A 13,337-nucleotide genomic window follows, 5' to 3' on the forward strand; every position below is an offset into this window, starting at 1 on the left:
TCATAACGCTGACGCCAACGTCAACATATTTATTTTATGGATTCAGACTACTTCCTGTTGACGTAAACGTCAACCTAAAATAACCTTAGTTTAACTTAATAAAAACTAAAGTCGTTCTTTAGTTAATATACCGTCACAGATAATGAGGTAATTATGGTTGAACGTGAAACCATGGAATTCGATGTAGTCATAGTTGGAGCGGGCCCAGCAGGGCTTTCTTGCGCCATTAGACTTGCTCAACAAGCACAAGAAAAACAACAAGAACTCATGATTTGTGTCGTTGAGAAAGGCTCAGAAGTTGGCGCGCACATTTTGTCTGGAGCTGTTTTGGAAACAAAAGCACTCGATGAACTAGTTCCAAATTGGAAGGAATTAGGCGCCCCTGTCACAACTGAAGTCACTCACGATGATATTTACTTATTCCAAACTGAAGAAAAATCCATCTCTATCCCGCACATAGCTGTCCCAAAAACATTTAAAAACCACGGAAATTATATCGTTTCAATGGGTAATGTGTGTAGATGGTTAGCCGAACAAGCCGAAAATTTAGGCGTAGAAATTTTTCCCGGATTCAGTGCCCACTCACTCATTTTAGAAAACGATGAAGTCAAAGGTATTATCACCGGTGATATGGGCGTAGCAAATGACGGCCAACCCAAAGACAGTTATATGCCCGGAATGGAATTACGTGCTAAGTACACCGTTTTTGCTGAAGGTTGCCGCGGGCATTTGGGCAAGCAACTAATCAAAAAATTTAACCTTGATCAAGATGCAACACCGCAACATTATGGACTAGGCTTCAAGGAAATATGGCAAGTACCTCCAGAACAACACAAGGAAGGCACTGTTGTGCACGGAACAGGTTGGCCACTTGATAAAGAGACATCGGGTGGTTCATTTATGTATCACGCGGAAAATAATCAGGTTGTTGTCGGGTTAATTGTTGATCTAAATTATACCAATCCATACCTCAGCCCCTTCGACGAGTTTCAACGTATGAAACATCATCCGGTGTTTAAAGCGACATTAGAAGGTGCAGAACGTATTTCATATGGCGCGCGCGCAATTGCCAAAGGTGGGTTTCATTCATTACCTAAAATGCACTTCCCTGGTGGCTTGTTGATTGGCTGTGATGCAGGCACTCTGAATTTTGCCAAAATCAAGGGAAATCACACCGCGATGAAATCAGGCATGCTTGCAGCTGATAGTATTGTAGACGCACTCGCCAGCGATTCCCCCTCAACCGACTTAACTGATTTTACACACAGATTTAAATCAAGCTGGGTATACGACGAACTCTATCAATCTCGTAATTTTGGCCCTGTTATTCATAAGTTCGGTAAGATCCTAGGAGGCGCATATAATACAGTCGATCAAAATCTGTTTAATGGTGCCTTGCCTTTTACATTTAAAGATAATTACCATGATCACGCCGTGTTACAGCCCGCCATTAGTTCACTGTTCATTGATTACCCAAAACCCGATGGTAAGCTCAGTTTTGATAAGCTATCTTCTGTATTCTTATCGAATACTAATCATGAAGAATCTCAACCATGTCACTTACAGCTTGCTGATACGTCTATTCCAATTGATGTTAATCTTGCTAGATTTGCAGAGCCAGCTCAACGTTACTGCCCTGCCGGCGTTTATGAAGTGACAAAAGATGACAACCAGCAACCGAAGTTTGTGATCAATGCCCAAAACTGCGTGCACTGTAAAACATGCGATATTAAAGATCCTAGCCAAAATATCACTTGGGTAACCCCAGAAGGTGCTGGCGGGCCAAACTATCCAAATATGTAATCACAGCACTACATAACTTAAATTCCAATCTGCAGGGGCCACACGGCCCTTTTTATTTGCCATAAAAGAAAACGCAAAAATCTAAATTTTGCATATACTTGAATAATACTTTAGGTATAAGGGGCAATATATGGCACGTAATTCAGAAGTGGTATTTCGGTTTTTGGCTGAGCCTACCGATGTAAACTTTGGCGGTAAAGTACATGGCGGTATTGTCATGAAGTGGATTGACCAAGCAGGTTACGCTTGTGCTGCCGGGTGGAGTGGCAGCTACTCAGTCACGGTATCAGTTGCAGGGGTAAGGTTCAAGCGCCCTATTCTTGTCGGTCAAATTGTTGAAGTATCAGCACAAATCGCTCATACGGGCAAGACAAGTATGCAGATTTTTGTAAGTGTTAAATGTGGTGACCCCCAAAAGCAAGTCTTAACTGAAAGCAACCATTGCGTGATAAGTTTTATCGCGATGGACCAAGCTGGTTACCCCATCCCCGTGCCATTATTTGAGCCATCCACTGAAGATGAAAAAAAGTTACAACTTTACGCGATCAAAATGAAGGAAATAGCCATTGAAACAGAGTCTTTATTACATCGTACTATTGAAGATGAATAAGGCTATTAACTTTAGTATATAAACAAACTGGGTTAACCCAGTTTGTTGTTTAAGACGCTGTTTAACCTAGCTACATGGTCATGTTGCATGCATTAATTTAACCGGTCCTCAATGCCAATATTGCTGGAATATCAAAATCCTCAGAGTATCTTACAAAGTCTGGGTTCTTAGAATCAATGGCTAAGATCGACATCCTGTCTGCAAGCTCATTTCCTTCAATACCCACATGACCATTAACATGGTAAATTTTTATAGCTGACGATAACGTTTGGTATAGCGAATAGGCACGCTTAATAAGGTCTAAGTTTTTAATTTCACCACTTGGTTTAACCCAACCTTTTTTCTCCCAACCTACAGCCCATTTAGTAATACAATCAATGGAATATTTAGAGTCACAATAAATCGCTACCGACTGACCTTTAGATAAATATGCTTTAGCCAGGAGTAATGCTTGCATGAGACCTTGAAGTTCAGCCGTATTATTAGTGCCTTTTGGGTGATATAGCCCATACCAAAGCGCACTCAGTTTATTATTTTCATATACCGCAACCCCAGTCCCCGCTTCACCGGGATTGGGCTCACAGCCCCCATCAGTGAACACTTTAATGTCAAATGGCATGTTTGCAATGTCTGACTGAGACAGCGGCACCTCCTTTTTCTTAGGTCCACTATGCGCTTTATCACTGCTATTTGACGTCTGCTGACCGCTAAATGCCTGTTCTGCCTCCGCTAAGCTCGGAAAAGACTTATATTTTGCCCCCGAGAAGCCGTCAACTTGAGCTTTACAGGCAAGCCATGTTGTAAATATTCCACTTTGATGCCCTTTCCAAACGACATAGTATTTTTTCGCCAATGTTCTAATCTCTTTATACTTAATTGATAATACCGGGAGCCAGCATGTCCCTAGTATATCTAGTTTTTACACAACCAACTCTAACAGTATAGAAACGGTCTATGTACTTGCCGTAAACGATGCGGTCTTATCGAACAAAAGCTGTCATATTTTATCCGAGATATCACCGTACACTGAGAGCATGACTACAACGCTGTTGCCAGACGCACCATAGTGTATGTAAGTTGACGCCCCTTTACTCCAAGGTGTTTCAGATAATACAGCCGATACTTTAGTGCCTTGTACTGTCTTATCTTTGCCAGCAGCATTTATGGTAATCTTACACAACGATGTTCTACATTCAATCCGAGATACATCGATGTCTGAATTTTTATCCGCAAAAAACGTTTTATAAATGTTGAATTCATAGTAATGAGCAAGCTCAGCATGAATTTCTTCCCTTTCGAACAACGCTTGCACTTGTGAAGCGCTGACTTCATTACTTACAACGCGGTTTACTGCCTTATTAGACAATCCCTTTGATTCAGATATCGTCTTAGGGTCAACATTCTGAACGCTGGGATCCGTTTCAAGTTTTGCAGGCTGACGGTCATCGTCTTTAACTGTATTCTTAGCGTAATGTTTATTATCTGATGCTATTTGAGCAGTATCTACCAGCTTACTATCAAGCGTTTCTGATACATTATCAACATCAGAATTACCTTCTATGCTATCGGCGATTTGCATATTTAAATAATAAAGTCCCCCTATAACACCCAACAATATCAACAGTATTTTCTTCATAATGCTCGTATTCCAATTGCGCAACACATCCTGTTGTCACAACTCTTTTGTCAATTTTCACGAGCACTCTATTTAATAATAAAAAGAAAGTAAACTACTGATTTAATTTATTAAATAATGGCTAGTACTTAAGAGAAGCTTGTTGACGAGAAATACCAAAAGCCAACAATGATTGCATAAGGGAGTTGCGTGTATTTTATAGGGAGTGACCGAAGAACAAACCACGTAGACCGGTAATTTTTATTTAATTGTAGATAGTGAAGCGCAGTAAACCCCAAATTTATCTTGTGAACATATCGCTGTAAACCAACTCGACAGCGACTCGCAATAGAGTCACTGTCGAAATAACGATAACTTAATTAGAACGATAGGCTGTCTAACAGCTCATCATCAACTCGATTTGCCAGCGTCACTTTTAATTTAGGTGTACGTGCCATTTCTCGTTTAATCGCAAAGTCAGCTTCATCATTACGTGCCCAACTACGTCGTGCAATACCATTATTAACATCAAAGAGTAACATTGATTTCAAACGACGTTCTGCAGCGGGTGTGCCATCTAACAGCATGCCAAAGCCGCCATTGGTGACTTCACCCCAACCAACCCCGCCGCCATTATGGATTGACACCCATGTTGCGCCCCTAAAACTATCACCGATAACATTGTGAATTGCCATATCAGCAGTAAAACGGCTACCATCATAAATGTTTGAGGTTTCTCTAAATGGTGAATCTGTACCACTTACATCATGGTGGTCACGCCCTAAGACCACAGGCCCTATCTCACCACGGTTAATGGCATCATTAAAAGCTTTCGCAATTTCTATGCGGCCCTGTGCATCTGCATACAAAATCCGCGCTTGAGAACCGACCACCAACTTATTCTGTTTGGCATTGTTGATCCAAGTGATGTTATCTTGCATTTGCTGTTGAATTTCTTCTGGCGACTCTTCCATAAGTTTATTCAACACATTAGCTGCAATTGTATCTGTTTTGTCTAAATCTTCTGGTTTCCCAGACGCGCATACCCAGCGGAATGGTCCAAAACCATAGTCAAAACACATCGGTCCTAAAATATCTTGCACGTAGGATGGGTATTTAAAGTCTATGCCATTATCAGCCATCACCTCTCCGCCAGCACGAGAAGATTCGAGTAAAAATGCATTGCCATAATCAAAAAAGTAAGTTCCTTTTGCTGTATGTTTATTCACAATATCAGCATGGCGCTTAAGCGTCGCTTGAACTTTATTTTTAAATACCTCAGGCTCTTCTCTGATCAAACGATTTGCTTCATCATAGCTAATATCTGTAGGGTAATAACCACCTGACCACGGGTTATGTAATGAAGTTTGGTCTGATCCTAAATGCACAAAAATATCGTGTTCATAAAACGCTTCCCATACATCAACAACATTGCCAATGTAAGCAATAGACACGACCTCCTCATTGGCTTGCGCTACTTTTAAACGCGCAATTAGCTCGTCCATATTATCAATAAGCTCATCAACCCACCCTTGTTGATGCCGCTTAGTCGCCGCTTTTGGGTTTACCTCTGCACATACCGTAATACATTTTGCAATGTTACCTGCTTTAGGCTGTGCACCACTCATGCCCCCAAGTCCTGCGGTTAGGAATATCTTACCTTGTGAGGTCTCTCCCTTGTTCAATACTTTGCGAAACGCATTCATCACTGTAATTGTCGTGCCATGTACAATGCCCTGTGGGCCAATATACATAAATGAACCGGCGGTCATTTGCCCATACTGTGTCACACCCAAGGCGTTAAACTTTTCCCAATCATCCGGCTTAGAATAATTAGGGATCATCATACCATTGGTCACTACAACGCGCGGGGCATCTTCAGACGATGGAAACAGACCCATAGGGTGGCCTGAATAGATATGCAGTGTTTGATCACTTTGCATTTCACTTAAATACTTCATTGCCAGTAAATATTGCGCCCAGTTTTGAAAAACAGCGCCATTACCACCGTAAGTGATTAACTCTTCAGGGTGCTGGGCAACCGCCGGATCTAAGTTATTATCAACCATTAGCATGATTGCAGCTGCTTGCTCACACTGTGCTGGATAATCCCCAACTGAACGGGCCTTAAGGTCGTAATTAGGCTTAAAGCGATACATGTAAATGCGGCCAAAGTCTTTAAGCTCTTGAGCGAATTCATGAGCTAACTCTTTATGCCACTCTTTGGGGAAGTAGCGCAGCGCATTTCTTACTGCTAATTGCTTTTCATCAGCACTCAAAATATCTTTACGTTTTGGCGCTCTGTTCGCATCACTTGGATACGGCTTTAGCGGCGGAAGCTCTGATGGAATGCCTTGTTTAATTAATTCTTGAAAATTCATCGCTATCCCTCTTAATTTACAGTAAATGCTTGTGTTTTAACTAAGGTGATCATGGCATCAATATCAGGTTTAAGTAATCTGTCTTCTTCTAATTTTGCCACTTTTTCTCGGATCACTTTTAGGTTTTGCTCAATTATGTCTGAACATTTATTCGGCCGTCTAAATTCAATTGCTTGTGCTGCATACATCAATTCTATCGCAAATATTTTTTCGATATTGCCTAGTATTTGATTAAGTTTGCGCCCAGAAATACTACCCATTGAAACATGGTCTTCCTGACCCATTGAAGTAGGAACGCTATCGGCAGATGGCGGGAAGCACAGAGACTTATTCTCAGTAACAAGTGCAGCTGTGGCATACTGTGGGATCATCATGCCTGAATTTAACCCACCTGAGCTAGTTAATAACCTAGGTAATCCATGTAACCCCTCTAGTAACAAATAACAGCGTCTATCTGAAATATTACCTAATTCTGACGCCGCAATTGACGCATAATCGAGCACCATAGCCAGCGGTTGACCATGAAAACCACCTCCAGAAATTGCTTCTTCGGCGCTAACAACGATTGGGTTATCTGTCACTGAGTTCATTTCTATCTCAGCCATTTCTTTTAAATGATAATACGCATTGCGTGATGCGCCATGTACCTGCGGAATACAGCGCAGCGAATAAGGGTCTTGAACACGGTCACACCCTTGATGGGCGGCCATGTTTTCTGATCCGTTGAAAAAGCGACGCATCCTCTTAGCCACTTCAACGTTGCCCACAAATGCACGGATCTCATGTAGTTCAGCTCTAAATGGTGACTCACTGCCCTGCATACCTTCAATACTCATTGCACCGGTTATATCGGCTAAGTCCAGCAAATAACGCATTTTCGTTAATGCAGTGATCGCGTGAGACAAAATAAATTGCGTACCATTAATCAGTGCAAGCCCTTCTTTGGCGTGCAACTCTAATGGCGCTAAACCATGTTCACGCAACAACGGAGCTGCGGGGACTACTTCGCCATTTTGCCAAAGTTCGCCCTCACCTATTAAAGGTAAAAACAGATGAGACAAAGGAGCTAAATCACCTGATGCGCCAACTGAACCTTGCTCCGGCACCACAGGGATAAGGTCTAAATCAATAAATGCCAACATTCTTTGAATAACGTCAAGACGGATCCCTGAAAACCCCTGACTCAGGGCATGGACTTTAGTAATGAGCATTAATTTTGAAATAGGTTTAGCAATTGGTTCACCCACACCAACCGCGTGCGTGATCAAAAGGTTCTTTTGGAGTAAATGTGTTTCTTCAGGAGATATTTGCGTATCGCATAGAGGCCCAAAACCCGTATTAATACCATAAATAGCTTTATCTGAGCTCGCCATTTTATCAACATTTTGGCGACTTTTATTTACTTTATCTAAGGCTTCTTGACACAAATGAGCTTTTACACTGCCATCGGCAATGGCATTCACCATGTTAACATCTAGGCGATCTACACCATACTTAAACATCATTTTATTCTCCATATATCAACTTCTTGCGCACATATACGCTTATATTTTTACTATGCTAACTTGCGATTGATGTTTCATAAATGCATAATAATCGACATTCATTCCGATTTTATCGAACTTAATAAAGACGAGTGCCATGCAAGTTCATGATGTTGATCTAAGACTCTTAAGAATTTTTGTTGCTATCGTAGAGTGTGGCGGCTTATCTGCGGCAGAGTCACGTTTAAATATCGGGCGCTCAACCATTAGCTCCCACCTATCTGATCTGGAAGTCAGGCTCGGTATTAAACTCTGCAAACGCGGCCGAAGCGGCTTCGAACTCACCGAGTCTGGGCGAATTACTTATCAAGCGTCATTGGAGCTACTCCAGCAATGTGAGGCCTTCACTACCACCATAGCCAGTTCGAAAAATGAACTATCTGGGCGTGTCACTATCGCAATAATAGATACAATGGTGAGTGATCCTAGGTGTGGCGTTGCTCGTGCCATTTCAGCACTCAAAGCGAAAAGTGACAAACTTCAATTTGATATAAACGTCTGTGAGGCACGCGAAGTTGAAACATCCGTGATCAATGGCCGGTCATTAATAGGGCTTGGCGTAAGCCGTCATCATATTCGTGGACTGGATTACTACCCGCTGCATAACGAGAATAACTATTTATATTGTGCGGCCGGTCATCCATTATTTAATTGTCACGAAACTGCGATCGAACAACTCCTCAGCGACGCTGAAGTCATTACCAGCAACTATATGCGAGATAAAGAAACGCGTAATGACGGCCTTAATTATCAAAACAGTGCGATTGCCTATCATGATGAAGGCATTGCACACTTAATATTATCCGGTGAGTTTATCGGTTACTTACCCGAGCACTACGCAAGCTACTGGGTCGATAAAGGCCTATTTAAACCTATTTTACCCAACAAGTACTTTTACCAAATACCCGTTGCGCTTATAACCTCAAAGAACAGTATAAGTTCCCCACTGGCAACAGCACTAATTGACGAAATTAAACGCTGCCACTGATTTGGCTATTATTACGAGGTTTTATTCCAGCTAATAAAACCTCTTACATTTATGAGAAAAAATGCAAAATTACCAAGCGCCATCCCCATACTCGACATAAAAAATATACCTAAAACAATCCAGATAATATTTGATGCGGCAAACACGATAAATCCCAGCTTTTGCTTGTTACCTAATAAATAAGCTGCATACAAACTCAGCGCCATTGCGAACCAATCTACTCCATAGTGTGCGAATATACTGCTCATTTATACTCTCTTTTATTTTAATAAATAGCGCGTCACTGACGTTTTAAGTGCCACACTCTCATCGTTGCAATACTGACAGCACTTCAACCTTATTAGACGTACCGGTCGCACCCGCTTTCACTGCGCCACCCAAAATATACACTTCGTTATTAACTGTCACAGCGCCCAACCCATGAAGTGTAGAGCCCATTTTAACTGACTCTGTGACCCATACATCTTGGTTTACGTCGTAACGCCATACATCATCAAACGTGCGAGTTTTCATGGTTTTTTTATTTTCTTTATCATAAACATAGGTATATTCTTCACCACCAAATACATAAATGCGCTTGTTAATTACGGCAGCCGCTAACCCAGCGCTTGCCTGTGGCATAGACGCTAATTTCACCCAGCTATCTGACGAGGCATCGTACTTATGCAGTGTTGCCAAGTTTTTATAGTCGAGTGCATTAATGCGCCCGCCCATCACGTACCATTCATTATCAAGGGTAACAGACGCCGCAGAGTTGCTTGCCAGTGGTAAAGGAGCGGCTGACTCCCACTTTTTATTTCTCAACACCCAGTGTTTATCTGTGTCAACCAGCTGCCCATCAACCAACGTTCTTCCACCAGCAACGTGTACTTCATCATTAACCACACCATAAACAGACTCTCCTTGTGGGATCGGTAAATCTGGCCCTCGTCGCCATTTGAGACTGTCTTCCTGATATATATACACTGAATTTTTTACCATCCACGCGTTTTCCTTGGATGCATCGAACCCGCCTATGGCGTATAACATGTTATTGTTGCTCACCAAGCCTAAGTGATGGCGCGGCTCTGGCAGGTTAGGTCCAAGGAGCCACTCTTTAGTCATGTCATCATAGATATAGGTTTTTTCTGACGCTGCTAGATGCGCTAACGTCGCTTGAGCAGGTTTTACTTTTTCAAACGCACCCGCGATAAATATACGACCTTTAAATTCAGCTGGATAAACTTCTTGTAATGCCACTGGCAGAGGCTTTACTGAGCGCCAATTCATGCCTGTCTCAAGTTTGGTCGTTAACTTTTCACTGCTGTTTGAAGCTGCCTGTTTGCTTACTACCGTCATTATTCCTAATAACAAGTAAAAGATTACGCCTATTACGTTCCATTTTAACATTTAACTATCCCTAAAAAAGCCATACATCATGCAATAATGATAATTCGCAAAGACGACCCTGATCAACCAGCTCGCGGCTATATTAAGAAAATATTCACGTCTAAAAATAAATAATAGTATGAATAACAATGACTTTTAATGTCTATGTTTTTAACTATTGGTAATTCATACGGCTATTTCATGCTTTGAACAGTCATAAATTCAGTAAAAACACACAGAAAAATTCAAAGTACATAAATATTCATGATGCTGTCTTATCGCTGAGTAAGCAATAATGATTGTGGTAGATAAATAACTAAATTGAGCCTACTCACAATCATTTAGAGCTTATACGTAAATTTATCATTGTAAAAATTGGAACCTTCCTATAAAGTGCTCGCCACACATGAAACCATGTGTTGTAGTCACTGGCAAACTAAACGAAAGTTTAGGACGCAAAGCCACCGGTCTAAAGAACTTATTGTTCCACGACAGCGGGGTTGCTTCACTTTATGGAATAGGTGAATTTCGATACGGAATATTTCGCCAGTATCTGCCTAAACTTTACTTTATAAAAGGTACGATATGAAAATGAATTTAGCCCCTTATAAAAAGTACGCCATCATTAATATGGCGCTTATTTTTGCATGGTTTATCTCACTCTCAAGTTCTGGAATTACGGTGTCTAAATCAGACCCTAATTGCGGTTTTATTAGCGAAGCAAAAAGCATGGATATTTGCTACAAATTACACGGCAAAACACGTAACTAGCTTTCCAAACCCCCAAACTGATTAGAGTGATATATGACAACATCCATTTCAATTTTTGTCGCAAGCTTGTTGGTTGCGTCAAGTGCATCTCATGCCAGTAACTTTTGGCAAAATTATCAAGACACCAGAATTAGTGGATCAGACTTACGCGATCCTTCATCACAAATACACGACGATAAAATTCTGAGTAACTATTCTTACGCGGGTTATCAATTTGCAAATGCCCCTATTCCTGACGTAGCTGATCTGGGCTATAAGGTATTTGAAGTTACACGCTATGGCGCTCAAGCCAATGATAGTGTCTCTGATAAGGCGGCAATGCGCGATACCATTGCAGCCGCAGAGCAATACATAGACGCAGGCGGAACCGGCGCTATTATCAAATTTTCGACAGGCACCTTTCACATTAATGATTCATCTGATGTGTCTAATATTGATGGTTCAGATACCAGTACTGGCGTTAGAAGCAGAAAAAGCGCCACCATAAAACTGTCTCGTTCCAACATGATATTACAAGGCAGTGGCCGTGATACGGTACTTTATATGGACCAACATTTAGATCTCATTTATCCAACTAAAATGTGGACAAGCCCTTACATGATTGAGGCTGGCTACAACTACGACAACCGAGACCCAAATGTCAAAGGAGTGCCTCAGCCCTACACTTCCCCAACTGGCGACAAATTTATTGCGCTGGTTAAGTCCTCTCATCTGCGCTCCTCAACACGAACGATTTCTGTAAATGACAGCAGAAATTTAAAAGTCGGTCAGTGGGTGATGTTAACGAGGCTAGATAATAGACAAGCGACCATTGATGGTGCCGTGTCCCCCTACAAGGCAGATAGCAGCTGGAAAAAAATCAACAAAGGCTTGCGTTCTCAAGAGTATCACCAAATATTCAGCATCCAAAATGACCTGATTACTTTCGATGCAGTCATACATCATGATATCGCTGCAGATGGTTATTGGGGGTTGAAAAAGACGCAGTTCATAAAGCATATTGGTATTGAAAACCTGACCATTAAAGGGAATTGGCATACTGACTTTAAACACCACGCCAGTGGAATACATGACGGTGGGTGGAGTGCATTACGCTTGAGTAACGTGGCAAACGCTTGGGTGAGAAATGTGCAATTTGAAAACCTTAATCAAGGCCTATCTATTGTTAACGGTGCTGCCAGTACATTAGAGAATTTAACCTTTTCTGGCACTCCGGGTCATATGAGCTTAGATATAAATGCCTCAACGCATATTCTCGCCTCAAATATCAATGATACAGCGCAGCACTGGCATGCCGCTGGGTTTTCTCATAGAGCTGTCGGTAATGTTATAAAAGATGCTTACCACGCTCCAAACCGTTTTCATAATTTACATTCTGATATGCCATACGCTAACCTGATAGAAAACAATGTGGGAGGCTGGAACTATGGTTTTATGGGGGGCGCTGTAAGCAGTCAGCCCAATCACCTCAAACACCTCGTGTTTTGGAACGTAACAAATACAAGCGACAACAAACAGCCTGAAAAGTGGGCATTCATGCGTCACGACAGCAAATATGGCCGTGTGATCATGCCTTATGTTGTTGGTATGAAAAGCCCTTCATTCTCTGAGTTTGAAAGCCAACAAACATATGACCGTTCATTGCCAGATACGCCACAAGCATTTGTTCAAAGCACAGCGACTGTTCACAGCCTTTATGAAAGCCAATTGCTACAACGACATTGCGCGCCGCATGTCATTGCTGAAAACTTGATAGGTTACTGGACCCTAAAAAACAGACTATGCGATCAATCTGGCCATGACCAAGAAGCACAACTGGTTGGCGAACATATAGGCCGCTTTAACGGCGTAGGCGAACGCATTGAACTCGGAGACTTTGATTCACTCAGCCGTATTGAGCTTGATTTCAAATACGACTCATGGAATCCAAATAAAACTGGATTTATGATATCAAAAGATAATTATGGCACTAAAAACCCCTATTACATTCAAGTCAATAAACAAGGTGTGCTCAGTGCACGTGTAAATGGGTCGGGTGTTAACGCCAAAAACTATGGAGATGGGCAATGGCATACACTTGTTATGCATCTAGATGGCAATAAATTGTCCCTGTCGATAGATGGCATACTCATCGGTTATAAAGAAGTCACCGTGCCACCAAGTAATAACGTCCCTCTCAGCGTTGGTTCAACACCCAAGAATACTTACCCATTTATAGGAGAAGTTGCCAACATCAAAATATACAAATAGTGACATA

The 13,337-nt window shown here is 41.7% G+C and carries 11 protein-coding genes and 1 riboswitch; of the genes, 5 read left to right on the forward strand and 6 right to left on the reverse strand.

The features are described 5' to 3' along the window. Window positions 1-153: 153 nt before the first annotated feature. Window positions 154-1,803, forward strand: coding sequence for an electron transfer flavoprotein-ubiquinone oxidoreductase (locus BGP78_RS04210; protein WP_119860234.1), 1,650 nt, complete (start codon window positions 154-156; stop codon window positions 1,801-1,803). A gap of 130 nt (window positions 1,804-1,933) precedes the next feature. After that, complete coding sequence (locus BGP78_RS04215; RefSeq protein WP_119860235.1) at window positions 1,934-2,413, forward strand: acyl-CoA thioesterase; 480 nt, start codon at window positions 1,934-1,936, stop codon at window positions 2,411-2,413. Window positions 2,414-2,510: 97 nt separating this feature from the next. On the opposite strand, the gene BGP78_RS04220 is transcribed toward BGP78_RS04215, so the two are convergent. The 4 genes from BGP78_RS04220 to hutH all read right to left on the reverse strand — a co-directional run bounded on the left by BGP78_RS04220 (window position 2,511) and on the right by hutH (window position 7,914). Then, window positions 2,511-3,266 carry a viroplasmin family protein gene (locus tag BGP78_RS04220; protein WP_119860236.1) on the reverse strand — a complete coding sequence of 252 codons (756 nt, stop codon included), beginning with the start codon at window positions 3,264-3,266 and terminating at the stop codon, window positions 2,511-2,513. 144 nt (window positions 3,267-3,410) lie between these two features. After that, a complete protein-coding gene (locus BGP78_RS04225; protein ID WP_119860237.1) occupies window positions 3,411-4,049 on the reverse strand; it encodes a hypothetical protein in 639 nt (212 codons plus the stop codon). Window positions 4,050-4,408: 359 nt separating this feature from the next. Continuing rightward, entirely contained in the window at window positions 4,409-6,409 is a 2,001-nt protein-coding gene (locus tag BGP78_RS04230) for a urocanate hydratase (RefSeq protein ID WP_119860238.1), read from the reverse strand. Window positions 6,410-6,420: 11 nt separating this feature from the next. Further along, entirely contained in the window at window positions 6,421-7,914 is a 1,494-nt protein-coding gene (gene hutH, locus BGP78_RS04235) for a histidine ammonia-lyase (protein WP_119860239.1), read from the reverse strand. A gap of 136 nt (window positions 7,915-8,050) precedes the next feature. Here hutH and BGP78_RS04240 point away from each other — a divergent pair, with 136 nt between their 5' ends. After that, the gene (locus BGP78_RS04240; protein WP_119860240.1) at window positions 8,051-8,941 is read left to right on the forward strand and encodes a LysR family transcriptional regulator; all 891 of its coding nucleotides are present in this window, start codon (window positions 8,051-8,053) and stop codon (window positions 8,939-8,941) included. 11 nt (window positions 8,942-8,952) lie between these two features. Here BGP78_RS04240 and BGP78_RS04245 read toward each other — a convergent pair whose 3' ends face one another. Next, the gene (locus BGP78_RS04245) at window positions 8,953-9,189 is read right to left on the reverse strand and encodes a PnuC protein (RefSeq protein ID WP_119860241.1); all 237 of its coding nucleotides are present in this window, start codon (window positions 9,187-9,189) and stop codon (window positions 8,953-8,955) included. 58 nt (window positions 9,190-9,247) lie between these two features. Next, window positions 9,248-10,330, reverse strand: a complete 1,083-nt coding sequence (locus tag BGP78_RS04250; protein WP_119860242.1) for a hypothetical protein — start codon at window positions 10,328-10,330, stop codon at window positions 9,248-9,250. Between the two features lie 399 nt (window positions 10,331-10,729). Then, window positions 10,730-10,817, forward strand: a riboswitch (cyclic di-GMP riboswitch). A gap of 77 nt (window positions 10,818-10,894) precedes the next feature. On the opposite strand from BGP78_RS04250, the gene BGP78_RS04255 reads away from it, so the two are divergent. Further along, a complete protein-coding gene (locus tag BGP78_RS04255; RefSeq protein ID WP_119860243.1) occupies window positions 10,895-11,080 on the forward strand; it encodes a hypothetical protein in 186 nt (61 codons plus the stop codon). A 33-nt stretch (window positions 11,081-11,113) separates the two neighbouring features. Then, a complete protein-coding gene (locus BGP78_RS04260) occupies window positions 11,114-13,330 on the forward strand; it encodes a DUF4955 domain-containing protein (RefSeq protein ID WP_119860244.1) in 2,217 nt (738 codons plus the stop codon). Window positions 13,331-13,337 lie beyond the last annotated feature (7 nt).

Source organism: Pseudoalteromonas sp. MSK9-3, from assembly GCF_003590335.1.
Classification (GTDB): Bacteria; Pseudomonadota; Gammaproteobacteria; order Enterobacterales; family Alteromonadaceae; genus Pseudoalteromonas.

What these genes read in the sequence shown, in the direction of transcription:
- BGP78_RS04210 (WP_119860234.1), top strand. Translation starts at nt 154, where the DNA reads ATGGTTGAACGTGAAACCATGGAATTCGATGTAGTCATAGTTGGAGCG.
- BGP78_RS04215 (WP_119860235.1), top strand. Translation starts at nt 1,934, where the DNA reads ATGGCACGTAATTCAGAAGTGGTATTTCGGTTTTTGGCTGAGCCTACC.
- BGP78_RS04225 (WP_119860237.1), bottom strand. Translation starts at nt 4,049, where the DNA reads ATGAAGAAAATACTGTTGATATTGTTGGGTGTTATAGGGGGACTTTAT.
- BGP78_RS04230 (WP_119860238.1), bottom strand. Translation starts at nt 6,409, where the DNA reads ATGAATTTTCAAGAATTAATTAAACAAGGCATTCCATCAGAGCTTCCG.
- hutH (WP_119860239.1), bottom strand. Translation starts at nt 7,914, where the DNA reads ATGATGTTTAAGTATGGTGTAGATCGCCTAGATGTTAACATGGTGAAT.
- BGP78_RS04240 (WP_119860240.1), top strand. Translation starts at nt 8,051, where the DNA reads ATGCAAGTTCATGATGTTGATCTAAGACTCTTAAGAATTTTTGTTGCT.
- BGP78_RS04245 (WP_119860241.1), bottom strand. Translation starts at nt 9,189, where the DNA reads ATGAGCAGTATATTCGCACACTATGGAGTAGATTGGTTCGCAATGGCG.
- BGP78_RS04250 (WP_119860242.1), bottom strand. Translation starts at nt 10,330, where the DNA reads ATGTTAAAATGGAACGTAATAGGCGTAATCTTTTACTTGTTATTAGGA.
- BGP78_RS04255 (WP_119860243.1), top strand. Translation starts at nt 10,895, where the DNA reads ATGAAAATGAATTTAGCCCCTTATAAAAAGTACGCCATCATTAATATG.
- BGP78_RS04260 (WP_119860244.1), top strand. Translation starts at nt 11,114, where the DNA reads ATGACAACATCCATTTCAATTTTTGTCGCAAGCTTGTTGGTTGCGTCA.